Raw genomic sequence first — 24,949 nt, 5'->3', positions numbered from 1 at the left:
CCGTCGCCATCCACCGCCGCGACCGTGCCAATCACATCGCTATCAAGTGAGTTCTCGTTGTACTCAAACGCGTAATCCTCGACGGGGTTGTCATCCTCATCCACAAAGATAGGGCTATCTTCATCCAGGTTCAGCTCACTGAGCTCCACATTGATGTTGGTGGATTTCACTTCACCTAAACCTTCGTCTTCGGTGGCGGTGACGACAATGTTGTGCACGTTTGACGCAAGCTCAAAGTCGTTAGTAAAGGCGGCGACTCCGGCTGCGGTTAAGCTGATTTCGCCGGAGTTGGCGTCGATTTCAAACAGCGGCTCATCGGCGTCGTTGGTGACATTGGTAGTAATGCTGTAGGTGACATTTTCACCGTCGCCATCCACGGCGGCTACGGTGCCAATCACATCGCTGTCGAGTGAGTTTTCGTTGTACTCAAACGCGTAGTCCTCGACGGGATTATCGTCATCATCAACAAAGATTGGGCTGTCTTCATCCAGGTTCAGCTCACTGAGCTCAACATTGATGTTGGTGGATTTCACGTCGCCCAAACCTTCGTCTTCGGTGGCAGTCACGACAATGTTGTGCACGTTTGACACAAGCTCAAAGTCATTGGTAAACGCCGCCACCCCAGCCGCGGTTAAGCTGATCTCACCGGAGTTGGCGTCGATTTCAAACAGCGGCTCATCGGCGTCGTTGGTCACATTGGTGGTGATGCTGTAAGTGACGTCTTCACCGTCGCCATCCACCGCCGCGACCGTGCCAATCACATCGCTATCAAGTGAGTTCTCGTTGTACTCAAACGCGTAGTCCTCGACGGGATTGTCGTCGTCATCGACAAAGATGGGGCTGTCTTCATCCAGGTTGAGCTCACTGAGCTCAACATTGATGTTGGTGGATTTCACGTCACCCAAGCCTTCGTCTTCGGTGGCCGTGACCACAATATTGTGCACGTTCGACGCAAGCTCAAAGTCGTTGGTAAACGCCGCCACCCCAGCCGCGGTTAAGCTGACTTCACCGGAGTTGGCGTCAATTTCAAACAGCGGCTCATCGGCGTCGTTAGTGACATTGGTGGTGATGCTGTAGGTGACGTTTTCACCGTCCGGATCAGATGCAGACACAACACCGATTACGTCAGTATCAGTCAAGTTTTCGTTGTAATTAAATGAGTAGCCGCCGTCATCGACGTCCTCAAAAGTCGGTGGATTATCGTCTAGGTTTTGCTCATTGAGGAAAACATCAACGTCGACAGATTGAGGCTCCCCTACCCCATCTCCCTCTGTCACGGTAACAACGATATTGTGCGAATTAGCAAGTTGTTCAAAATCATTCACAAAAGCAGCAGTACCCGCTTCAGTTAGGCTGATTTCCCCCGTTGCAGGGTTAATTTGGTAAAGGTCGTTGCCCTCGCCGTCTTGAAGGTTAGTAGAAATACTAAAGATTAAAACGCTATTGTCCGGATCCGTCGCGGCAACTTGGCCTATTGTTTCTCCTGCACTTGCTCCCTCAGAATAGTCGAACGAGTAAGAGGTCACATTAAACGGTGCAAGATTAACCTCATCTGCCGGTGCATCTTGCGCTGTCGCCACAAATTCCGGCAGGTCATTGGTCCCATCAATCGCCACAGAGACACTTGCAATTGTGCCATCTCCAGACTGAACTTCGAAAACTTCTGCAATAGAATCGCCAACGTTTAGCTCATCGAATGCGTGATCAGCGGTAAACGTCCAATTGCCCTCAGCGTCAATCGAAAATAGACCATACTCTCCTTGCACATCCGTCTGGGGAATGAAGCTCGTATCCTCCGATTCGGTCGCAACCAAGCTTCCCGTCAATACTAACGGCTCGTCTGTTTCATCCGCTCTAACTGAGTCATCGCCCAAAATAATCGCTTGGGGTGTCAGTGAATCTTGTACAACATCCAACAGAGAGAGACTTTGAGTTTCAGAAAGCCCTTGCGATTCCAATCCCGTTGTATCGAACGACGTTGACGCTATGGTTTCCGAGCCTATACGTTCGATATCACCCGATCCCGTCAGGCTAGACCCATTTTGCCCACCCGCTGCGGTCGCAAACTCTTCGTTCAAGGTTGGATCGACGCCTTGCTCGATCTGGTCGAAAATGGCCGCTATTTCATTGTCTAAGTTGAGCTCACTCAACACACCATTGTCATCAACCAGCTGCGCATCTATCTGAGGAGGCGCGCTATCACCTTGTTCGGCAGAGACGACCACTTCACCAGGTTGTGGGGATTCACCAGGAAGTAGCTCTCTAACCTGGCCATTGGCATCAATCACGACGACTGAGTTTGCTGTTGCAAATAGGGACGAACTGTTCGTATTCATAGTCAAACTTCCTAATTGTATGACTAATTGAAAAGCCAAAATTCGGCTATCCAGTTTTTTTAAACGTAAGGGTGCACCCTATAAAGCTAGTCGTCTCACAACTGATAAACCAATTAATGACAAAAAAGTACCAACGAAACTTGATAAAAACATTATTAAAACAATTAAAAGTTAAGACATAGCGCTCACTTTTTGACTATCTAGACTAAGCTTTTCTTATCATTAGTACCTGTTCTCCATCACAAACCCATTTTCGTGAGCCGCTCACGCTCGCGCTTAAGGAGGCCACCTTGAACTGGAAAACATCCATGATTGCCAGTTGTGTCGCACTCGCTAGCTTTAATAGTCATAGCCAAACTTTAGAGCAAGCCGTCGCGATTACCCTTGCAACCAACCCAGAAATTAAAGCTGTGTTTAATGAGTTTAAAAGCGCAGTAAAACAAAATTCTGCGGCTGAAGGCGCCTACCTTCCTAGCATTGATTTGGATGCGGGCATCGGTTACGAAAGGATCAGTCCGGCAGATTCGACCGGGAGAGACACCACTAACTTAACTAGAAAAGAAGCGACTGTGAGCCTAACTCAGCTTATTTGGGATGGGTCAGCGACACTTAACGATATGGATAGAACGGCGGCAGAAGCCGAATCGATACGTTTGCAACTCCTCTCAGACGCGTCAGACATGGCATTAAAAGTTACTGACATCTACTTGGATGCAGTCAAAGCAACCGAAGTGCTCGCACTATCTGAAAGTAATTTAGCGGTTCATAAAGATATATATAGAGACATAAAGCGCAGAGCAGAATCAGGAATTGGATCAACGGCTGATGTTTCTCAAGTCGAAGCGCGAATTGCCAAAGCACACGGTAACTTGCTCGCGGCGCAGAACAACTTGATTGATACCCACACCCAGTTCAAACGATTGGTCGGTCAAGATCCACTGGGATTGATCTACCCGAGAGCAGATGAAAGCAAACTGCCGTTGTCACTCACTGATGCCATCATTCAAGCCAACGACAACCATCCTGTGATCAAACTCTCGATGATAGATGTCGATGCCGCGCGCTTCCAATACAAACAGTCTAAAGGTAGCTTCTACCCCACATTCTCTATTGAAGCGAGTCAAACCTGGCGAGACGATGCCGGAGGCGATGAAGGAAGAAGCGAAGAAACACTCGCGATGATCAGGATGAGATATAACTTGTTCAATGGCGGCTCAGACTCTGATCTTTCAGAAAGAGCAGCGTATCAATTGAATAAAGCCAAAGATCTCAGAGATGACGCATATCGACAAGTTGAAGAAGGGTTGCGACTCTCTTGGAGCGCTCTAGATCTCACCCTACAGCAAAAAAACTTCCTTGCAGACCATGTTGACTCCGCAGCAGAAACGGTTATCTCCTATGAGAAACAATATCGAATCGGTCAACGCACATTGCTTGATTTACTCAACACAGAGAACGAATTGTTTGAGGCGAGAAAAGACTATCTCGACGCTCATTACGCTGAGCAGTACGCAAAATACCGCGTCATGAATGCAACAGGCATTCTTTTAGACGCATTACTCGTTGATACGCCGAAAGAGTGGAACGAAAGAGTGGAGTACTAAATATGAAAAGTTTAATCATTGTTCCTCTGTCTGTTTTGGCTACAACGGGTTCTTTTATAACCACAGCACAAGATGAGTATGACTATATAGCCGCTCCTGTTGCAGAGCAAATTGCGGATTTAACTGACGACGATAAAGATGGGGTGGTTAACGCCCGTGATCTCTGCCCTAACACACCGGAACGTGCTCTTGTTGATAATGACGGGTGCGGTGAATCGCTCAAAAACGAAGAAGAGCGGCAATTAAGAATTCTATTTGCTAACGATTCCTACGAGATTAATCCAATCTTTTCTGACCAGATCCAGACGATGGCAGAGTTTCTACAAAAGTACCAATCGGCCTCTATTCAAATTCAGGGCTTTGCTAGTAAAGTCGGTTCTCCTGAGTACAATCTGGCGCTGTCTAGAAAGCGTGCTCACGCAGTGCAAGATGAACTTATCTCTTTCGATGTTGATCCAAGCCGAGTTTCCATCGTTGGCTATGGTGAAACTCGATTAGAAGACGAAGGTGACGACGAAACCTCTCACGCCCTAAACCGAAAAGTAACCGCTACCGTTGTAGGATTAAGCGAAGTTGTCGTTGAAGAGTGGACGATATTTACGTCGAAAGAGAAGTAGCGAACCTAAAAACGAAAGCGCCTCGTCAATGACGAGGCGCTTTTTGTTCTTTCTTTAGCAAAATTAGTGGTGGGATTTCACTTCATTTGCATTGTTCGCCGTTGACGCTGTTGCAACTGGCAAAGACAATCTAAGCAACACATAGCCTAACACTGCTGAAACCGTTGATCCCATGAGGATGCCCAATCGAGCGTACGTGTCGAACTGTACGTTTGCTTGGCCAAACGCCAGTGATGAAATAAATATCGACATAGTAAAGCCAATACCACACAACACAGATACAGCAAAGATATGCTTAAAGTTGATCCCTTCTGGCAACTTGGCAACACCCAATTTTACCGCAGCCCAGCTGAACGAGAAAATACCCAAAGGCTTACCAACTAATAGACCCAGTGCGATACCGAGTGGCAGTGCAGTGCCTAAGCTTGAAAGCGATACGCCCTCTAGCGAGATACCTGCGTTCGCAAAAGCGAAAATAGGCAAGATTACGAAAGCAACATACGGGTGCAAGGCATGTTCCATGTGTTTCAATGGAGAGTAAGAGCCGTTGTCCCCTTTAAGCGGAATTGCAAAACCGATAACCACACCTGCAAGTGTCGCGTGTACGCCCGATTTGAGTACCGCAACCCACAAGATAAAGCCGACAATCATATAAGGTGTTAGCTTGGTCACATGCTTGGAGTTCAAGAAGAACAGTAGTGCCGTCATGGCAAAACCAATCGCCAATGCCGTGGTTGACAGATCGCTCGTGTAGAACAGTGCAATGATTACTACAACACCAAGGTCATCAATGATCGCTAATGCAAGAAGGAACACTTTCAAGCTCACAGGTACACGCTTACCGAGCAGAGCCATGATACCTAGTGCAAAGGCGATATCCGTTGCCGCTGGAATAGCCCAACCTTGAATCGCTTCTGGATCACCAGAGTTAAACAATACATATACAAGTGCAGGTGCTAGCATACCGCCAACAGCTGCAATGGCTGGGAAGATAGCGGTCTCTTTAGACTTTAACGCACCTTCAAGAAGTTCTCGTTTTACTTCTAAGCCAATAAGTAGGAAAAATACCGCCATTAAGCCATCATTGATCCAGTGCGACACTGACATACCTAACACATAAGTATGAAGCGTGCTCTGGTAAAGATCCCCTAATGGCGAGTTAGCAATTGTCATAGCGATGGCAGCAGTAATAACAAGCAGAATGCCGCCTGCTGACTCCATCTTAAAAAAATCGCGAATAATATCACTCATGATATCTTCCTTATATTTATTATGTTAATAAGCGATTAACAAAGAATACGAGTGTATAGTTTACGAAACCACAGGAATAATCGCTTGTTTAGAGTTTTTATTTCGGAATTTCCGATAAAAACTCGAGCAATTCCTTCCATTTTCCTTAGCCAATTATAGGCAAGATGAAGCAAGAACCCCAGAAATGCAAAAAGCAGCTTCCCATATCACGAGAAACTGCTCTCTATCACCCAAATTGACTACGGGTATCACTAATAACCGGTCAACTGCATAAATCCATTCGCATCATGCGTCCCTGTCGTTGTCACCGGCCCCTCCCAATACGGAATGACAAAAGGCAGCCAAGAATTAGCATTCACACTTTGTGTCGTTACACTGATCTCATGCTTCGGAATATCAATAGACCACCGAACAGGTACCACTTTTCCATTTGGTAACATCGTCGATTGTAACGGCGCCATCTTCACATCCTCTGAGGTGAGGTCAACGACCTTTCCATCTGTGGTTGCTAGCGTGCCAAACAAATAGGGCAACTGTTTATCATGGCGGTAACGGCTAAGAGACAATGTTTGCTCATCATCTAAATGAAGGACAAACCAGTCCCAACCTTGTTGACCTTCAGCCATCAAGCCACTTCCCCATTCTTTACTCATCCATGCTTTTCCTTGAACGGTTAACAAGCGGCCATCACCCAAGTTGAGGAGTCCTTTGGCTCGCAAGAACGGCGCAGACAAGTTGTAAGAAGAGACAGGTAAAAGATCATGCTTTTGACGATAACCTCGTTCACCGGGCAATACGTAAGGGCCGCGCGTAATTGTGGTTAACTGAACATCAAATTCATCGGTCGATACGGTCAGTTGTCCAGGGAATGGCGTATGAGCTAATGAGCGCCAGTTCCAGTTATCAATCCATGTTCTAAATGGGCGGTTAGACATCCCAGCCTGACCAATGCCCCCTCGAGCAATACGTTGTTCTCTCCACACGCGTTTTCCGTGGGTCACGACAATATGAGAGACAAAAATCTGCGGGCTTAACCAGCCAGACCAATCGCTATCACTGCTTGCAATTCGAAAGTAGCTCCACTGAATGCCGTACTTCTCACCGTATTGATCCGTGACATTAGCAAAGTAGTGCCACCACTCGTGCTGAAAGGCATTATGGAATGCAAAGTCACGCGGCAAAATGACGGGTTCATCAGGCAAAACAGGTTCGAATACTTGATTAGATTGTGCCAGAAAAACAGAACTTACGGCGTCGCTGCTTGAAGCCGCGGTGTTCTTGTCTTCGTCATGATTAGAATAGATGACCGTTACCAAAGACAGAACGGCGAGCACAACGAGAAGAAACGCTATTAATTTTTTGCTCATGTTATAGCGATTCCCTCAATGACTTCATGGCGGTCCCGCGGATCATTCTTAACACAGGTATTGCACCAGCTACGACCAAAGACATCATCGCCAGCAGGCCCGTTTGCAAGTACGCACTTGGAATAAATTGCAGCTCTAACGTCCAACCAAACGACTGCTTGATAATAATATCGACGACTAAATTCGCTAAGGCTATCCCTAACGGCATGGCAATCAAAATAGACACGGCACCAAAAACAAAGAGCTGTAAGCTTCCCATTAGGACAAGCTCACGTCCCGACATCCCCAAGCACCTCAACACTGAGATGTGTTTTTGACGCGAGACTTCCCCTGCAATAGTGGCAAAAAAGATACCGAACACGGCAATCACCAATGTGATGTTGCCTAATGTATCTGCGATGGAGAAGGTTCTATCAAAAACCCGCATCGCTTGCTTATGGATGTGGCTGTTATCGAAAATGCGTTCAGAGTCGATTCTAAATACAGACTCCATCCGGCGTTTCAATCCCATAGGGTTGACGCCGTCATTCAGCACCGCACCAAGCGCAACGCTGCCACCGCCTGCAAACGCGTAGAGCCAATTACGATGTGACAAAAGCACTTGATTGTAGGGGTTGCCGTAATCGTAGTAGACACCCACGACTTGCCAGCCTTGCCCTAGCCCTTCAGCAAGGTCAACATAATCACCTGGCCTGATATCCAACTTGAGGGCCATCGATTCACTGATCATCACGCCTTTCGAATGATGCAAATGGTACCAATAGTTTGGCACACCTAATTTTACCGTCAGCGCTTCGAGTTCGCCTTCTGATGCCCCAGTGCTAACCACTTGTAATGGCCCTTTTAGGGTGTTGACCTCTTTTTCCCAACGCCACCACACTTTGTCGACTTCAGGCTGCTTACTCAGCCAAGTACTTACACGAGCGGCAGCGTTGGTGTTTGGATAAATATAAAGATCTGCGGCTAAACGCTGGCTCAACCATTTATCCGTTGTATCACGGAAACTGCCAACCATAGTTTCAACACCAATATTGGCAGCCATCGCAAGCATAAACGCCATGGTAGCCACACCGCGATAACTCATACTGGCAGCCGCATCCGCGAAGAACCAACGCGCTTTTACCCACCTTAATGAGTAAGAGAACCCATCAAACACTTTCCACACAAGGAAAGGGGTAAATAGAGCGACGCTAAGTAACATCAATGCAATGATGACAAAGCCAGACTCTTGCGTTTGAGGGGCTTGATAGATCGCAATCGCAGCAACACATAGTGCACATGCGAGTAGCGCTTGAATCGTAAACTCAGTGCCCGCAAAACGCACCAACGACAAGCGTGTTGTTAAACGAATTGGTTGCGATCGAAGCAAGCGAATCAGTGGCCAAGCGCAAGCCACAAACGCCCCAATCAGTGAAAGGTAGAGGCTATGAAGACTTGAACTTAAGCTCCACTTCAAAGCCAATCCGACGTTAGCATTATAAAGATCGCCCAAACTGGCTGAAACCGCAGGAACCAACTGGTTGGCCAAGAATAGTCCTAACACGTTGCCGCAAACCCAACTCACCACCACAAGGAAAATCAGTTCAAGCAACAGCGCTTGAGCGAGCTGCCATCCAGATACACCGGTTTGACGGAGAATTCCAACCAATGGCTGACGTTGAACCAAAGACAACGACATCGCTTGATAAAAAATGAACAGTCCAACCAAAAAAGCCAACATCCCCATCGCGCTCAGATTCATATGAAACGCTTGGGTCAAGGACTCGAGTTGAGTACGAGAACTACGGCTTAGCTCCATACCATTTGGTAAAGAGGCTTTCAGTCGAGCCAGTTTAGCTTCTGGCATTTCACCGCAAGCAATAACCGATATACCAGAACGACGCTCCAACATGCGCAGCAGCGACATATCGGCGATTATACGCGTACCGTTCAACATGCCTTCGGTGTCGACTAGGATTGGCCCCAGCTTACTGGCATCTTCTAAGCGAATAAAATCCCCATTTCGCCACTTCATATGATCCGCGAGATCTTGACTAACCAATACTGGGTACGGTGGACGCATCAACTTAAGCGATGCGATGTCCTTCAGCATCTCACTGTCTTGCATCTTGAGCATGGCAACGGGGTCAATACCCACTAGAACGAGATCGGCACCCTGCTCAGTATGGACTCGTAAGCTTTCAAACGGTGCGCACTGGTGGAAGCCATCACGACGCAACTGGACATAAAATCCTTGAGGGATCTTGTTGGTCGTATGTTTTGGACGAATACGGTATGGAAGAGGGTTGGAAAACAGCTTTTCGCCATGCTCATAACTTTGTTTTGCATGGTTGTTAATCGAGCTCACACCAACAAGGAGTGATACACCCAAAGTGAGGCCAAGCCAGACAAGGAGGATTTGAAAAGGATAGCGTCTGTAGTGGCCAAGTAGTGCTTTAACTACGGGCCATAACATGAAGCTGTCCTCCTTGAAGACGAATCTTACCTTCCATGTGGGCAGCGACTCGCTCACTGTGAGTCACCAGTAAAAGCGTGCATTCAAGTTGCTTAGTTAACGAGGTGAGCAATCGCATTACCGCTTCGGCGTTACGTTCATCGAGACTTCCGGTCGGCTCATCGGCTAGCAGAATTTTAGGTTCCATATACAAAGCGCGAGCAATCGCAGCGCGTTGCTGTTGCCCACCAGAGACTTCCTCTGGGTAACGGCCCAGTAATGGCATAAGATCGAGTGCGGAAAGGATTTGACGCCACAAACCTTGATCTTCAGGTAAGCCTTTCAGTTGACGACAAAAGCGGATGTTGTCAGCAATATTGAGTGTCGGAAGAAGGTTAAACTGCTGGAAAATAAGACCAATGTTGTTTCGTCTATAAGCCGTTCGCTTGCTTTCAGAGACTTGATGCATAGTGAAGTTGGGGAACAATATCTCGCCAGAGTCGACCGTGTCTAAACCTGCAATTAGGTTGAGTAACGTACTCTTGCCTGAACCACTCTCTCCCATCAAAGCGACTTGCTCACCTTGGGTTAAAGACAACTCAGCACCTTGTAAAACTGGGTGAAACTCACCGCCATCCACATAGCCTTTACTTAGGTCTGTTAGTTGAAGCATCAAAACTCTCGAAAACAAAAAATTCGGACTGTGAATCTACACTAATTCGCCGTAACTAGGAAGCATTTTGGATACTAGATCACAAGATATGCATCGAAATGCAATAAGTTATCGCTCTATGTCTAATTTTCGATCAAATTACGAATCCACTTTCGCGTGGTCATTCTATAGACAGAGCCAAACCATTTGAGCAGCTCTTCCGTCAAAAACAAAAGATAAATCCACTCTGGCGACCATCCAAGACCTATTGCAGCGAATGCTGCTAACGGAATGCCAATCAACCACTGAGCGACAAGGTCTTGATACAGGCAAAATTTGACATCGCCTCCAGCCCGTAAAACCCCCACTATCGTCATCATCGGCACAGAGCGCAGGACAATCCCCAGACTCAATACCAGCATGAACTTTTCAGAGAGCGCGCGCGTTTCTGGTGTCAAGGCGCTAAACGAATCTAGCACTACCCCCTGCAGCAAATAGAGTAAAAATGCCACGCAAACCCCTACTAATAGGCTAAGAATCGTCACACCTAGCGCTTGGTAATAGACTTGCTCATAATTCTTTGCGCCAATTTGGTTACCCACCAACACCGCCGCTGCGTTGGACATGCCAATTAACAGTGCAAGAGAAATGGATTCGACTGGCGTCATAACTGACAGCGCGGCCAAGCCTTGCACCCCTGATTGCCCTAAAATAGCGTGGTAGGCAAACAACCCACCTGCCCAAGCGAGGAAGTTAAAGGTGGTAGGCAAAGAGAGCTTTAGGAATTTTACGATTCGCGGCCAGTCTATGACATTTCGAAGGTCAACCAGTCCAAAAGCAAGAAGGTGCTTACGAATGTAGAGGTAGCTAAATAGGGTCATCACTTCAATCGCGCCACTTAAAACCGTCGCGATTGCCGCCCCTTTAATGCCCATTGGAGGAACACCGAATTTACCGAAAATAAGTACCCAGTTAAGAAAGACGTTCGACAAAATTCCGATGCCACTAAAAAAGGTACTGACGCCTGGTTTATGCATCGCGCGTAAACCAACCGCCATACTTGCCACACAAGCAACCGCAAACATGCTAACCGACGTAATCACCAAGTATTCAGCTCCGAGAGCAATGACGTTTTGGTCGCTGGTTGCCAAGCTCATAATTTGAGTTGGGAAGAGGATAAATAAGCCAGCAGTGAATGCAGCAAACAGACTCGAGACTAGCCAAGTCAATGCGGTACTTTCGCGAACCCCTTGCTTATCCCCTGCTCCCCAGTACTGAGCCGTGAGCAGTGCACCACCCGTTGTCACACCAACGAGCATGATGGTTGTAACAAACGTCGCCCGTGCTGCCACACCAACCGCCGCGATCTCTGCTTCACCGAGCTGACCAAGCATAAGGACATCGACCAAACCACGGCTCGAGAACATAATACTTTGTAGCGTGATGGGTAACGCGATCGCGATTAAGCGGCGAATAAAATCGCCTTTAGTGTGGTATAAAACATTTGAGAGCATAGGGCGTTACCGATTCACAACAACAGTATGATAAATGGGAAATTTTAACTGTTTATTATATGATCAGTTGAATATCTAAACCATCAATTTTAGAGAGGCGATGGATGAAAAAAGTGCTTGTCCTGGGAGCATCCGGTTATGTCGGTTCGCAACTGCTATTTCAGTTGTGCGAAAAAGGGTACCATGTCACTGCTGCCGCTCGACAAATTGATTATTTGTCTGCACGAATCACCCCTCATCAAAACTTGAACATCTGCTATTTGGATCTTGCCGATCTCGATGCCACGCAAGCCTTAGTGCCTCAGTTTGATTTAGTCTATTTTCTTGTCCATGGCATGGCACACGGCCACGATTTTCTTGACTACGAACTCTCACTTGCCGAAAACTTCAAAACGGCATTGGAGAACAGTGCGGTGAAGCATGTTATTTACCTAAGCGCTATTCAGCCACAGACGGGCAATTCTGAGCACTTGAAAGCTCGGCGCATGACGGGTGACATCATTCGTCGTTCAGGTGTACCCATTACCGAACTTCGTGCCGGCGTCATTATTGGTCCCGGTTCCGCCGCTTTTGAGATCATGCGTGATTTTGTCTATAACATGCCGATACTCGTGACGCCAAAGTGGGTAGATTCAAAAGCCAACCCTATCGCCTTGCCAAATCTCAATCACTATTTGCTCTCACTTGCTGAAGAGACGCCGACAGAGAATGCACTTTATGAAGTCGGGGGGCCCGACACCCTAACCTACCGAGATCAGTTCCACGTGATTAGTGATGTCATTAAAAAGCCGATAAAGCTGTGGTCCACGTCTCTACTTACTCCATCCATGGCGTCAAAGTGGTTAGGCGTAGTTACTTCCGTACCTTCGAGCATTGGAGCGGCGTTGCTTTCGGGACTGGAGCACGATTTTATCGCTGACTCCACCGCTATTCGGCAGCGATTCCCCCAACCTCTTATTTCGTTTAGAGAAATGGTGAGCAATAGCATTGCTGCAGAGGGAACCTTTGTTCGAAGTGAAGTTTGGGGATTTGACCCCGCTGCACTAAAGCGCTGGCAAGCGGGTTATGGCTATTACCCGAAACAAACCGGAGCAAGCATCGAAACCTCACTTTCAAGTGAGCATCTGTGGAAAGTCGTACGCCAGATTGGCAGTAAAAAAGAAGGGTACTTCTTCGCTAACTTACTGTGGCGCACACGAGAATGGCTGGATATTTTCTTTGGCGGACAGAAACCGATTCGCCGCTCTCCTCCAGGTCCAGAGCTTCAAGTCGGTGACTTCATTGATTCTTGGAAAGTGATTCGCTGTGAACCTAATCGATTCATATCCCTGCTATTTGGCATGAAAGGACCTGGCTTAGGAAGGCTTGAATTCACCATTGAAGATCTAGGAGAAAAACGAGTCTTAAACGTGACCGCTTGGTGGCACCCGCAAGGGTTGCTCGGATTGCTCTATTGGTTTGCCATGATGCCAGCGCATCTGTTTATCTTTAAAGGGATGGTTAAAGCCATTGTCCGTAAAGCAAAAGAGCTCCAGTAATAGGAGCTCTTTACGGTAGGCTTACTGCGCTTTGAAGCTAAGCGGAATCTCGGCTAAATGCTCGCCTCGGTTATCAGGGTAAACCAAATATTCACCATGATATTTCACGTTAGACTTATAGTCAGTCACTTTGTGAACCATAAACCCTGCTGCCGATGCCTTTTCAATAAAGTCAGCGTGATGGCCTCTTACAAACCAGTTCATCGGTTTGATCATCACTTCACCGTCAAAACAGCTTTCACACTGCTCCGTACACATCGCTAGCGAGTTCGGACCTTCAGTAAAGATCTGAATCTTTCCGCAGTCGACCAAGGCTTCTGATGTTGTCACTTCCCAGCCCTGCTCTTCCATCATGTCAATGAACGCATTGATCTCATGATCTTTAATCACGCGATCTTGTTGGCCTTCAGGAAAGAATTGAGCGTAGTATTTTGAGATACGCTCAAAGGTCATCATCAAGCCTGCATCATTACCTTTTGAGCGTCCCATCTTTTGCCAGCGGATGAGATCACCACTGACAACACGAGGAAATCGTTGAGCTTTTATCGCTCGCGTTACCCAGCGCAACAAGTACAAGTTGTTTGCTGCAGGCGCATTCACCGCTTTTCCAGATTTGTGCTCGGCAGCCAGTTCAGCGAGCGCGGTGTTGACTAGTTTTTGAATTTCAATCGTGTATTCAGACATTACGCCTTTCTTCCAAATATCCAATATAACGCGGCAGACAACACGGAACATGCCGTCATTGTTGTCACCATAGGCCAAGTGGCTCCACCGGGCATAAACGCCACAATGGCACCCACAATGGAACCCGTACCAAATCGTAACGTTCCAGCAAGTGATGACGCCGTACCCGCCATGGTTGGGTAGCCACTGAGTAGCAGCCCCATCGAGTTACTGCCTATGGTCGAAATCGTACCAATAAACATGACCACGAAAGGTACTGTGCCCCATAAGCCTAGGTCAAGTAACCAACCGACAAAAAGCCCCAAACCGGCGATTAACTGAACAGCCAGACCAAAACGAAGCATGTTATGGGAGCCGACTTTCTTTACCAAGCGGCCATTAATGCTTGTCATGATGATCATGGCGATAATGTTTAGCCCAAATAAGTAGCCGAATTGGTCAGGACGCACGCCATAGATATCAATATAAACAAACGAACCCGCGGTTAAGAACGCGAACATACCAGAGAACGAAAATGCCCCAGAGAAGATGAGCCCCATCGCTGTCGGATTCGCACACAATCTAAAGTAATTGCGCATCGTCGTTCTAAAACGCAGAGGCTGCCTTTTTTCTTCACTGAGCGTTTCTGGGATTTTCCAGACCACTAGCAAAATAACGATTGCCGCAAATCCAGCCAGAATCCAAAAAATAGCGCGCCAGCCAAACCACACGGCAACGTGTCCCCCCACCATAGGGGCTACCAGTGGCGCGACTGTCATTACCAAGGTGACAAACGACATTGCGCGGGCAAAATCTTCGCGATCAAACATGTCGCGCACCACCGCTTGGATAATCACCGCAGCGGCAGCACCTGCAAAACCTTGAGCCGTACGTACCCAAGTGAGCGCTTCGATTCCCGTGGTGGTCGCACTGACCACAGAAGCGATACCAAAAAACAGAACACCCAGCAACAGCACTGGACGACGTCCATAACTGTCAGCTAGTGGGCCATGAATCAACTGGCCGATAGCAAAGCCCGCGGTATAAGCGGTTAATGTAATTTGAACAGCACCTTCCGCGACCCCAAGATCTTTTGCGATCGTTGGCATGGCTGGTAGATACATATCAATCGCGAGCGGCGTTAATGCACCAATCGCCCCAAGAATAACGAAGATAAGAAAATTGATTTGTGGGGTGCTGGTTTGCTCGACTGCAGAATTAGGCATAAGACTCCTACTCGGTTGCGTTAGATATGCAGCGTCCGTGCTGCAACCAAACAGAAACAAAAGACTCGCATCCGCGAGCCTTGAACTGATCTATATTCAATCAAATTGGTAAAAATAACTAGTTCCTATTTGGAACTAAACTATTTCCTATAACGAGCATTACTTCCAAACAGAGTCCACTTCCTCTTCCGTTAGGTAGCGATATTCACCCGGTTCAAGCGAATAATCGAGTTCGATGGCACCAATACGTTCACGGTGCAGATGCTCTACTTTATTGCCCAAGGCTGCAAACATACGTTTTACTTGGTGGTACTTGCCTTCCGTGATGGTCAGTAGCAGTTCGTTTTCATCATGATTTACCACTTCCATTTTTGCAGGCAATGTTGGCTCTTTTTCATTGCGAAGTTCAACGCCTTGGGCGAGTTTATCCGCGTAGTCGTCACCGATGGGGTCTACCAGCCAAACACGATACGTCTTTTCACACTTATACTTAGGTGAAGTAATACGGTGTGACCATTGACCATCATCGGTAATGAGCACCAAACCTGTAGTATCAACATCCAATCGACCTGCGAAATGAAGATCTTCCATTTTCACTTCATCAAGCAACACGAACGCCGTTTGGTTGAAACCATCTTCATGCGAGCAAACAAAACCATCCGGTTTAAACAGCATAATGTAGCGCGGGCCAGGCTTTTGAATTTCGCGTCCCTGCCACTCAACAACACACGCATCGGTAACTTTAAACGCACCACTTTTTTGCATAACGTCATTGACCGTTACGTCGCCACTTTTAATGATTTTTGTTGCTTCTTTACGTGTCGCACCCAGTGCATCACACAAATATTTATCTAAACGCATGAATACCTCATCTTTGTTAGGTGGGGTATTATAGTGCGACTGCCACAAATAGTTGAGCTATTTCACACAATTTATGTATACACTTCGCCCCTATCAAGCCGACTCCGTCAAAGCCGTTATTCATTACTTTCGTAAGCACTCATCACCTGCTGTTCTTGTGTTGCCGACCGGCGCCGGAAAGAGCCTTGTGATCGCAGAGTTGGCGCGTTTAGCCAAAGGGCGCGTTCTTGTGCTTGCCCATGTAAAGGAACTGGTTGAACAAAACCATGCAAAGTATGAAGGCTATGGGTTAAAAGGCGCGATATATTCGGCGGGCTTGGGACGCAAAGAAACCGATCAACAGGTGGTATTTGCTTCCGTTCAATCGGTGGTGAGGAATCTTGACGAATTCAAGAACCAGTTCTCTCTACTGGTGATTGATGAGTGCCACCGCGTCCCAGATAACAAAAACACCAGTTACCAAAAAGTGATTGGTCACCTCAAAGAGCTCAACCCTGGTATCAAAGTACTTGGACTTACCGCCACGCCCTATCGCCTTGGGATGGGTTGGATATATCAATACCATACTCGCGGCTTGGTACGCACCGAAGAGCCAAGGTTTTTCCGCGACTGTATTTTCGAGCTGCCCATCCGCTATTTGCTCGATGAGAAGTTCTTAACGCCCGCGAGAATGATGGATGCGCCTGTGTTGAGTTACGATTTCTCGCAGCTAACTCCCGCCTCTACCGGACGTTACAAAGAATCCGAAATGGATATGGTGATTGATAAAGCCAAGCGCGCTACGCCTCAGATTGTTGAGCAAATCATCCACCTCGCTAAAGACAAGCAAGGCGTGATGATTTTCGCCGCCACCGTTAGGCACGCACAAGAAATCTACGGATTACTTCCAGAAGGTGAAACTGCCCTCGTGATTGGTGACACGCCGACAATTGAACGCGATAGCATCATTCAAAGCTTCAAAGAGCGCAAAACGAAGTACCTAGTCAACGTCTCTGTGTTAACGACAGGGTTCGACGCCCCTCACGTTGATCTGATTGCTATCTTGCGACCTACCGAGTCCATCAGTTTGTACCAACAGATCGTCGGGCGAGGGCTTCGTTTATCTCCGGGTAAAGAAGAGTGCTTGGTCCTCGACTACGCCGGAAACAGCTACGATCTGTATCAACCGGAAGTCGGCGACGCGAAGCCGGACTCCGACAGCGAAATCATTACCATCCCTTGCCCTGCCTGCGGTTTTAACAACAATTTCTGGGGAAAATTAGACAGCAATGGCTTTCTGATCGAGCATTTCGGTCGCAAATGCCAAGGCTTTTTTGAAGACGAAGAAACGGGGGAACGAGAGCATTGTAACTACCGTTTTCGCGCCAAGTATTGCGGGGAATGCGGCGCTGATAACGACATTGCAGCACGTATTTGTCACGAGTGCGATGCCACGCTGGTTGACCCGGACAAGAAACTCAAAGAGGCACTGAACTTAAAAGACGCATTGGTATTTGAATGCCGAGACATGACATTAGCCGTCCACAAAGACGAGAAAGGCAAAAGCAGCCTAAAGGTCACGTACATTGGCGACAATCAGGCGCAAGTTCACGAGTTTTGGTCCCTGACCACCAAGAACCAAAAGCAACGCTTTAAAGACCAGTTTGTTCGTCCTCATTTGGCGGATAAACACCGTCCGTTTGATGACGCATCACCGACCAAGGTAGTCAACAACCAGCATCGATTCCGTCTGCCTCAGTTTATCATCGCTCGTAAGGTGGGTAGATTCTGGAAACTGAGAGACAGAATTTTCACCGATGAGCTTGCTGGTTAGTTCACAACCCACTGTGACGCGCATGTTGTCTCATGCGCTTGATGGGCGATGCTATCGAATCGGTATGACGCCAATTCTGGCTTATGCAGTAAATACCCTTGAGTATATTTGACGCCAAGTCGCTTTAGGGTGTCGAGTTCAGACTGCAGCTCTATGCGCTCGGCAACCAAACGTATATTGTCCATCGATGCTAACTCGACCATAGATTTCACCATATGCTGTTTAAAGCGTGAGAGATGAATATCTTTGATCAGCGAACCATCGATCTTAATCATATCAAACTGTACTTCTGACAAGATGGAATAGGAAGAGTACCCCGAACCGAAATCATCTAGGCTAATCGCGACACCGAGTGCTTTTAGCTTTGCCACCACACTCTTAAATTTGGCATCCGCTCGATAGAATACTTGCTCAGTCACCTCTATGGTTAATCGCCTTGCACTCGACTGTGGGAACTGCTCGATCAATCCAAGCACATGCGGTTCAAACAAGGTTTTTACCGAAAAGTTTAAGTTCAGGTATAAATTATCATGCTGCGTTAAAAACTGGCGCGCAAACTCAAGCATCTTGATATCGAGCTCTTTTTCGAGCCCATGGGACGCCACAATATCCAGAACTTGACCAGCAGAATGAAACTCCCCTTGTTGGCCGCTTCGTTTCAATCGGCATAGCAGCTCGTAGCGCTGCTCTGAGCATGAATGAGAAACAATCTGCTGAGCAAAGCAGACCAATCGGTCAGACTCTATCAGCTTAATGGCTTCTATCCTCAAGCTTGGCAATGAGTAAAGCATTAACTCATCTTGGTCACACCAATCCTGAAAACGACGTTTTAACTGCTTGGCTTTACGGCAGCAGTACTCCGCTTTGTAGATGCTGTCCTCTACCAATTCACCCGGCACGCTCCGGTAACGTCCGAAGCTAAACTGAAAACACTGTTCATCTCCCGTTCCATGTGCCACTTCTTGTTGCGATTGAATCAGCGCATCGGATGCAGATTTGGCCGTCACAAGCACAAATTCATCGCCGCCAACACGATAGACCTCACCCAAGCACTCTTCCGCAATCGCTTTGATTCGGTTTGCCAAGCCAATCAACATACGATCGCCGACATGGTGCCCCTGTGTGTCATTGGTGAATTTGAGCTTGTCTGCATCGATATAGTAAAAACACATTGAGTTTGGCAGCTTCGACTTGTATTTGATCGCCTTTCGATTCGGCAGCCCTGTCATAAAGTCTTGAATGGACGAAGACTTTAGCTTCTTATAATCACCGAAATTAACCACTCTCAGCTCTGACAGCTCATAAATACAGATCAAGATAAGTAACATATGAGAAATGAAAAACAGCAACTGAACTTCATAAAAATAAAGCGTTAACCTAGACTGCGATAGCGAGGTTTCCACCACCATATACGACGAGAGAAAACAGACCAGATAGCAAAACAAAATATAGCGCTTATGCTTAATATTCTTCTCATTCAGCAACAAACACAGTGAAAGCGCCGCCAACAAAGTGTTATTGATCACCAAATATATGGGGAACAGAGAAAAATAGATAATCGCAACCTGAAGCGCCACTATCCCTATACACATCGCGAAATGGCTATGATTGGTTTGGAGACCACTTGCACTGACAATCATTAGATACAAACTTGTCAGCGCACCGGTATACGCAACGTACCAATAAGGGCTAACAAAGAATCGGTGAATGTAGACGCCCAGTTCATCCAACCCATCCCATATAAAACCAAAGTTGTAGATGTAGAACAGAAGAAACGAAACCGAGTAAAGAAGAATATAGACGGATTGAAAGCGCTTTACTCGCCAGACATTCAACACATAAAACAGACTGACAGCAAAAATAAACAAAGTAATCGCCAGTGCAATACCATTATTAACGATGAGTTTTTTCGCCAGCACAGTGTTGGGCATAAATATCGTACTGACATTGACTGATTTTCCGGTATCGAACCTTAGCAACACCCGTTCATAGGGCCATTTACGTTCCAAGTTTAAGGTGCGGTATTGGTCAAATCGCTGTTTATGCCGAATTTTCGAATGATGGACAAAATAGATATCCCCTTCCCGAGAGGACAAACTTTTCAAAATAAGGCTGTAATCACCAAAGCCATCATCCGCGGTGGAGAGTTCAAGCCAGCAAGACTCGTTGGCACTGGGTCGACACATGACGCCACTGCTGAAATATTCACTCGATGATTGTGCAATTACATCAGCGGGCTCACTGGACGCAAACAGACGATAGTCGACATCTAACAACGTGTATGTTGTCTTACCATCGCCCGCATACACTAGACTAGAAAACAGCGTAAACAGAACCAGTAACCTGCTAACCATTGAGTAAAACCCGCTTTAATAAATTAACACCGAATATACAAACCCTACGATGATATCCTTATCAATATTAAGAGTAAGTAAGGCTTTGTAAGCGGAGCAGTTTTGACCGCACGGCAACTATTCATTCACCATTCATCTTCGTTCATTTACACTGTGACTATTCAACCTATTGAGAGTGCGCCAAATGAAATCTCTTTCCATTCCATTGATGCTTAGCCTACTTTCTCTATCCAGTTTCAGCTGTATAGCGGCTGACCATAACGGCCACGAGCTAGTGCAAGATGTGCACAAACCCGGAACCAGAATTGAGTTTGAAGAAGATCAAGATGAAGTGTATGACGCCGTCAAAAAAGGCGTTATTCGTCCTTTCTCTGAAATGTATGCCGCTGTAGAACGCGACTTGCGAGGACGCATCATAGAAGTTGAGTTGGAAGAAGATGACGACATCTGGGTTTACGAGCTGAAGATCAATCACCAAAACAACATCATCAAAGTTGAATATAATGCGGAAACTCTCGAAATGCTGCTGATAAAAGGCCGCCATTTCAAAAAAGCCCTTAAGAATCTAGAAGATCAATAATATGAAGATACTTGTCGTAGAAGATGAACCACGCCTAGGTGAACAGATCGTTGAAGCCCTTGAGCAAAACGGTTGGACGCCAGAACTCTCAACGGATGGTATTGATGCACTCTATCGCGCTACCTCAGAAGACTGGGAAGCGATCGTTCTTGATCTAGGCTTACCCAAGCTTGATGGGCTAACGGTACTGAAAAGCATTCGTGATGAAAACATCAACACCCCCATCATCATCCTCAGTGCGCGAGATACACTCACCCAACGCGTTGAAGGGTTGAATGCTGGCGCCGACGACTATCAAACCAAACCCTTTGAAATGGTCGAACTGATTGCTCGTATTCGTGCTCAGCTTCGCCGCGCTTCGGGCAATGCCTCTCCTGTTATTCAAAATGGTAACTTGAGCCTTGATACCCGCACGTCTAAAGTCATGTGGCAAGGGCAAGCGATCAGCCTCACCGCTCTTGAATTTAAGGTTGTCGCTTACTTCATGCACCATCCTGAAAAGGTCATCTCACGTACCGAGCTGGTGGAGCATATCTATAAGCAAGATTTTGACCGTGACTCCAATACCATCGAAGTGTTTATTGGTCGTATTCGAAAGAAAATTGCGCCTAAAGTGATCAAAACAGTGAGAGGATTGGGATATCAATTGAATGCTGAATAAGATACGTTACCCGCTGAAACGCCTCAGCTTAAGACGCCGCCTCGTATTGGCGGCCGTTGTTTGGTTAACTGCCATGGTCATCGCTGCGGGCGTAACGGTACCCAAACAGGTGTTCAGCTACATGTTGGACTCGACCAACGAACAGCTCTCTCTCTATCTTGATGAGTTATCCGCCTCTATCGAAGTCGATGAAAGCGGCAAACTGACCTTAGCGACTCCCCTTTCCGACCCAAGATTCAATCGCCCCTACAGTGGCCTCTACTGGTCTATTGACAACGCGGCAGATCAACTTCGTTCACGTTCGCTTTGGGACAAAAAAATCACCTTTGATAAAGGGGAAAAACACGCACTAGGCGCACGCGATGAGCGTCTAATTTATATTGAAACGTCACTTTACTTCCCCGAATATGACGGTCCAATTGACGTGTTAATCGGCATTGATGAACAACCGCTCGAAGACACCGTTGCCGAACTTATGGGCCAACTTTGGGTTATCCTCGCCCTGCTCTATTTTGGCGTTCTCATGATCATCGTGATTCAGGTCCAATGGTCTCTTAGCCCCCTTACCAAAATGCACAAAGAACTCTCGCAAGTACGTTCTGGAGACAAAGCAAGCCTAGATGGAGAATACCCACGCGAAGTCGCCCCTATCGTGCTCGACTTGAATGCGTTGCTGTTCCACTATCAAGAACTGCTTGAACGCGCCCGTCACCACGCAGGCAACCTTTCACATGCGCTCAAAACACCGCTATCGGTACTAAGAAACGAGATCAGTACGTCTGAACAAGACATTCGCGATCGACTGCAAGACCCAGTAAGCCAAATCCAGCACCAAATTGATTACCATCTTGGTCGCGCTCGAATGGCCGGTTCAAAAAATATTTTGTCAGTGAAAACCAACCCGTCAGAGAGAATTGACGCCATTTCACTCGCGTTTGATAAAGTCTACGCGCATCGAGACGTGACACTGATTAATGAAATCGACTCTGAGCTTGTCGTTGCCGTCGAAGACACCGACTTTGATGAGATGGTTGGTAACTTATTGGAAAACGCCTACAAGTGGTCAAGCTCAATCATTCGCGTTCATTCAGTGACACACCCGAATCAAGAAATCGACATCATTATCGAAGACGATGGTTGTGGCATCCCCGAGGAAAAACTCGAACAAGTCATCAAACGCGGTGTGCGATTAGATGAGACAACCCCAGGAACCGGGCTCGGATTGAATATTGTTAGCGAAATGGCCCACAGCTACCGCGGCAATTTCACGCTAGAGAGAAGCTCGATGGGTGGACTAAAAGCGGTGCTTCATCTCAAGCTATCAAGTTAAAGGCAATGCGATGCGTGTTCGCATCGCACTTGGATCTTTCACTCGAAAACACCATGGCAAAGCGAGTTGAGCGAAAGCTACCCTTCACTCACTCAACATCAACACCCGCCCATCCGAATAATAATCATGCTCTTCGTCAAACTCGATTGGTTCACTCAATGTCTGCAGTCGAGCTACTCGGCTTGTCTGCGTCGATAGGACCTGCTGTTCTAAGCGATCTCTTTCACTATCAACGTTAGGGTCAATGCTGTGTAAAACAGTGACAATACCTGAGTAAGGCGTAAGTTGCAGGCCATTGTCATAGCTCAGCGCACCAACCCAAAACAGCGTCTCTGATTGAGGATCAACCCCTCCCTTCCACCAACGAATATGGCTACGTTTTAGCAAATTTCCTGGCAGTTGAAACGCCATCTCTTGTGGCACCCCGTTCCAAAATAGATCCGAGACTGGCGGCGTATTCTGCTTGAGCAAAGATAGATAATCCTCCAGCTCTAGATCATTACGCGAGAAAGTTTGGTTCTCAATCCAGCCCAAATCAAGCATTATTTGCCTTGGGTTCTCGCCATAGTAGATAACATTGACCGCTTGGGCATCGAACACCGATGACCGCCCGGGGTACGCTTTTAGCTCTAACTCACTAAGCTCAACATACGCAATATCATTCGATTTTTCTGCTGTTTTCTCAACCTGCAAAAAGTCGTCTGAGTAGAGAAAAAAGTGCAGGTAGTTCGCAACCAGGGCTGACCCCATGAGAACAGCAATAGACGCACTCGCTTTATAGCGCCAGTTGAACGCCCTCGCGACGAGATAAAACAGCCCTGTTGCAGCCAAAGCATATAGAGATAGTTTGTGCTCTATCAGAAACGTCTTTGCTTCATTTAACAGTGGAAACTTCTCGACACCATACGCCAACAAGTAGCCCCAGAAAACGAACTGACCCACGCCCAGTAATAGCCCAATAGATGAGTAAAACGAAAAGCGTCTCCAGCCTATCTGCTGCGTCCCTGCCATAAACGGAACAACCCAAGCGACAGGTCCAAGCAAGCGAGCAAACACCAAAATTGCATTCCCTTTTGTCGCCATTAAATGACGACAGCGCGCGATGGGCCTTCTCGTTTTGGGTTGCCAGTTGAGTAGTTTTCTCTGGGCGGGTTTACCCAATCGACGACCAATAAAGTAACTGGCTTGATCTCCAATCAACCCGCCCAACAATACTGCCAACACACCAGTAACGATGCCTTGATGCAATTGGTACCCAGCGGCCAATAGAAATGGCTCACCGAGTACAAACAAATTGGGGCCAATTAACGCATCCATTAACGCCCCAAAAAAGAGACTAACTACGCCTTCCATTTCGTCACCACTAACGCTTATTGCTCTTTGTAGTGACCGAACTGGTAATTCATCTCGTTTTTACGCATTTCCCCAAAGATGAATCGACGAACATTGGCAGATAAATAGGTGTAACCCATTTTAAAGACGCCGTCTTGATCCAGCCTGCGTGGGTCAAAGCCAAAGGTAAGATTTAAAAAGCGGAATCGCCAAGTTTGACTGGCACGTTTGACGTAATCACAGTCTTCACATAAGACGATTTCTTCATCAAACCCTCCGATTTCTTTATGCACACGCTTAGTCGAGAAGATACAAGCGCCCACTGCCGTCGGGAAAAAGAACTGAGTCAGGTATAAACCGACATTGAACAATCCGTAGCCTAATTTATGAATCAGTGGTAAGCCTTTGGCCCCCATGAACACACCTGCAACTTCAAGTTTCTTCTCATCCAATTGCATCATCGCTTCTTGAAGGAAGTTGGCTCTTAACTGGACATCCGCATCTAAAAACAGGATACGCTCATACTGCGCCAACTCCGCCCCTGTATTGCGACCTAAACTGGTACCGCGCCCCGCCATTTTGTGTACGGTTAGCTTCGGCAAAGCGTTGCTGTAAGCTTTAGCGACATCGCACGTGGCGTCATCACTGTTTGAATCAACGACAATGACTTCAAAATTCTTATACGTTTGCTGGCTTAGATTTTCGAGTAAGCGACCAATGCGCTTCTCTTCATTGAGTGTGATAATGACAATACTTAACTGTTCCATAGCGATACCCTTTCATTAAACTGTTGTGCTGTTGATAAACAATTTAACC

Annotated in this window: 19 protein-coding genes; 7 read left to right on the top strand and 12 right to left on the bottom strand. The window is 47.0% G+C overall.

Annotated elements, in window-relative coordinates:
• Positions 1 to 2,336 (bottom strand): VCBS domain-containing protein (locus RJ47_RS05575; RefSeq protein ID WP_039482264.1); only part of this gene is annotated, 2,336 nt, incomplete at its 3' end.
• Between the two features lie 308 nt (positions 2,337 to 2,644).
• On the opposite strand from RJ47_RS05575, the gene RJ47_RS05570 reads away from it, so the two are divergent.
• Together RJ47_RS05570 and RJ47_RS05565 are read left to right on the top strand one after the other, a co-directional pair.
• Positions 2,645 to 3,940: a TolC family outer membrane protein gene (locus RJ47_RS05570; RefSeq protein ID WP_039482261.1), complete on the top strand. Its 1,296-nt coding sequence runs from the start codon at positions 2,645 to 2,647 to the stop codon at positions 3,938 to 3,940.
• A 2-nt stretch (positions 3,941 to 3,942) separates the two neighbouring features.
• Positions 3,943 to 4,557, top strand: a complete 615-nt coding sequence (locus tag RJ47_RS05565; RefSeq protein ID WP_038134449.1) for an OmpA family protein — start codon at positions 3,943 to 3,945, stop codon at positions 4,555 to 4,557.
• 63 nt (positions 4,558 to 4,620) lie between these two features.
• Here the strand turns inward: RJ47_RS05565 and nhaA are convergent, their stop codons facing one another.
• The 5 genes from nhaA to RJ47_RS05540 form a co-directional block, all read right to left on the bottom strand.
• The gene (gene nhaA, locus RJ47_RS05560; RefSeq protein WP_039482259.1) at positions 4,621 to 5,808 is read right to left on the bottom strand and encodes a Na+/H+ antiporter NhaA; all 1,188 of its coding nucleotides are present in this window, start codon (positions 5,806 to 5,808) and stop codon (positions 4,621 to 4,623) included.
• A 251-nt stretch (positions 5,809 to 6,059) separates the two neighbouring features.
• The gene (locus tag RJ47_RS05555; protein WP_039482256.1) at positions 6,060 to 7,175 is read right to left on the bottom strand and encodes a lipocalin-like domain-containing protein; all 1,116 of its coding nucleotides are present in this window, start codon (positions 7,173 to 7,175) and stop codon (positions 6,060 to 6,062) included.
• A 1-nt stretch (position 7,176) separates the two neighbouring features.
• On the bottom strand, positions 7,177 to 9,630 hold the full coding sequence (locus RJ47_RS05550) for an ABC transporter permease (protein WP_038213987.1): 2,454 nt from the start codon (positions 9,628 to 9,630) through the stop codon (positions 7,177 to 7,179).
• On the bottom strand, positions 9,611 to 10,282 hold the full coding sequence (locus tag RJ47_RS05545) for an ABC transporter ATP-binding protein (protein ID WP_038191976.1): 672 nt from the start codon (positions 10,280 to 10,282) through the stop codon (positions 9,611 to 9,613). Before RJ47_RS05545 ends, RJ47_RS05550 begins: the two co-directional genes overlap by 20 nt.
• 122 nt (positions 10,283 to 10,404) lie before the next feature.
• A complete protein-coding gene (locus tag RJ47_RS05540; protein WP_039482254.1) occupies positions 10,405 to 11,775 on the bottom strand; it encodes an MATE family efflux transporter in 1,371 nt (456 codons plus the stop codon).
• A 104-nt stretch (positions 11,776 to 11,879) separates the two neighbouring features.
• On the opposite strand from RJ47_RS05540, the gene RJ47_RS05535 reads away from it, so the two are divergent.
• The gene (locus RJ47_RS05535; RefSeq protein ID WP_039482252.1) at positions 11,880 to 13,313 is read left to right on the top strand and encodes a DUF2867 domain-containing protein; all 1,434 of its coding nucleotides are present in this window, start codon (positions 11,880 to 11,882) and stop codon (positions 13,311 to 13,313) included.
• Positions 13,314 to 13,334: 21 nt separating this feature from the next.
• On the opposite strand, the gene RJ47_RS05530 is transcribed toward RJ47_RS05535, so the two are convergent.
• The 3 genes from RJ47_RS05530 to rsuA all read right to left on the bottom strand — a co-directional run bounded on the left by RJ47_RS05530 (position 13,335) and on the right by rsuA (position 16,063).
• On the bottom strand, positions 13,335 to 13,997 hold the full coding sequence (locus RJ47_RS05530) for a DUF2913 family protein (protein ID WP_005472009.1): 663 nt from the start codon (positions 13,995 to 13,997) through the stop codon (positions 13,335 to 13,337).
• Entirely contained in the window at positions 13,997 to 15,202 is a 1,206-nt protein-coding gene (locus RJ47_RS05525) for a Bcr/CflA family multidrug efflux MFS transporter (RefSeq protein ID WP_038191967.1), read from the bottom strand. Before RJ47_RS05525 ends, RJ47_RS05530 begins: the two co-directional genes overlap by 1 nt.
• A gap of 159 nt (positions 15,203 to 15,361) precedes the next feature.
• The gene (gene rsuA, locus RJ47_RS05520; RefSeq protein WP_039482249.1) at positions 15,362 to 16,063 is read right to left on the bottom strand and encodes a 16S rRNA pseudouridine(516) synthase RsuA; all 702 of its coding nucleotides are present in this window, start codon (positions 16,061 to 16,063) and stop codon (positions 15,362 to 15,364) included.
• Positions 16,064 to 16,136: 73 nt separating this feature from the next.
• Here rsuA and RJ47_RS05515 point away from each other — a divergent pair, with 73 nt between their 5' ends.
• Positions 16,137 to 17,876 carry a DEAD/DEAH box helicase gene (locus RJ47_RS05515; RefSeq protein WP_039482246.1) on the top strand — a complete coding sequence of 580 codons (1,740 nt, stop codon included), beginning with the start codon at positions 16,137 to 16,139 and terminating at the stop codon, positions 17,874 to 17,876.
• Here the strand turns inward: RJ47_RS05515 and RJ47_RS05510 are convergent.
• Positions 17,873 to 20,230, bottom strand: coding sequence for an EAL domain-containing protein (locus RJ47_RS05510; protein WP_052237920.1), 2,358 nt, complete (start codon positions 20,228 to 20,230; stop codon positions 17,873 to 17,875). The two genes, RJ47_RS05515 and RJ47_RS05510, sit on opposite strands and share 4 nt — an antisense overlap.
• Before the next feature lie 208 nt (positions 20,231 to 20,438).
• Here RJ47_RS05510 and RJ47_RS05505 point away from each other — a divergent pair, with 208 nt between their 5' ends.
• Genes RJ47_RS05505 through RJ47_RS05495 form a run of 3 tightly spaced genes read left to right on the top strand, consistent with a single transcriptional unit; the run spans position 20,439 to position 22,801 of the window.
• The gene (locus RJ47_RS05505) at positions 20,439 to 20,810 is read left to right on the top strand and encodes a PepSY domain-containing protein (protein ID WP_223300419.1); all 372 of its coding nucleotides are present in this window, start codon (positions 20,439 to 20,441) and stop codon (positions 20,808 to 20,810) included.
• 1 nt (position 20,811) lies between these two features.
• Positions 20,812 to 21,471, top strand: a complete 660-nt coding sequence (locus tag RJ47_RS05500) for a response regulator transcription factor (protein WP_005472004.1) — start codon at positions 20,812 to 20,814, stop codon at positions 21,469 to 21,471.
• The gene (locus RJ47_RS05495) at positions 21,461 to 22,801 is read left to right on the top strand and encodes an ATP-binding protein (RefSeq protein WP_039482242.1); all 1,341 of its coding nucleotides are present in this window, start codon (positions 21,461 to 21,463) and stop codon (positions 22,799 to 22,801) included. The genes RJ47_RS05500 and RJ47_RS05495 overlap by 11 nt, the downstream gene beginning before the upstream one ends.
• Positions 22,802 to 22,885: 84 nt before the next feature.
• On the opposite strand, the gene RJ47_RS05490 is transcribed toward RJ47_RS05495, so the two are convergent.
• Both RJ47_RS05490 and RJ47_RS05485 read right to left on the bottom strand, forming a co-directional pair.
• Positions 22,886 to 24,154 (bottom strand): LssY C-terminal domain-containing protein, encoded by a 1,269-nt coding sequence (locus tag RJ47_RS05490; protein WP_039482240.1) that lies wholly within the window; start codon positions 24,152 to 24,154, stop codon positions 22,886 to 22,888.
• 17 nt (positions 24,155 to 24,171) lie between these two features.
• The gene (locus RJ47_RS05485) at positions 24,172 to 24,900 is read right to left on the bottom strand and encodes a glycosyltransferase family 2 protein (protein ID WP_039482237.1); all 729 of its coding nucleotides are present in this window, start codon (positions 24,898 to 24,900) and stop codon (positions 24,172 to 24,174) included.
• Between the last annotated feature and the right edge of the window lie 49 nt (positions 24,901 to 24,949).

The organism is Vibrio sinaloensis (assembly GCF_000808535.1).
Taxonomy (GTDB): Bacteria; Pseudomonadota; Gammaproteobacteria; order Enterobacterales; family Vibrionaceae; genus Vibrio; species Vibrio sinaloensis_D.
This window is presented reverse-complemented; position numbering and strand designations above follow the sequence as displayed.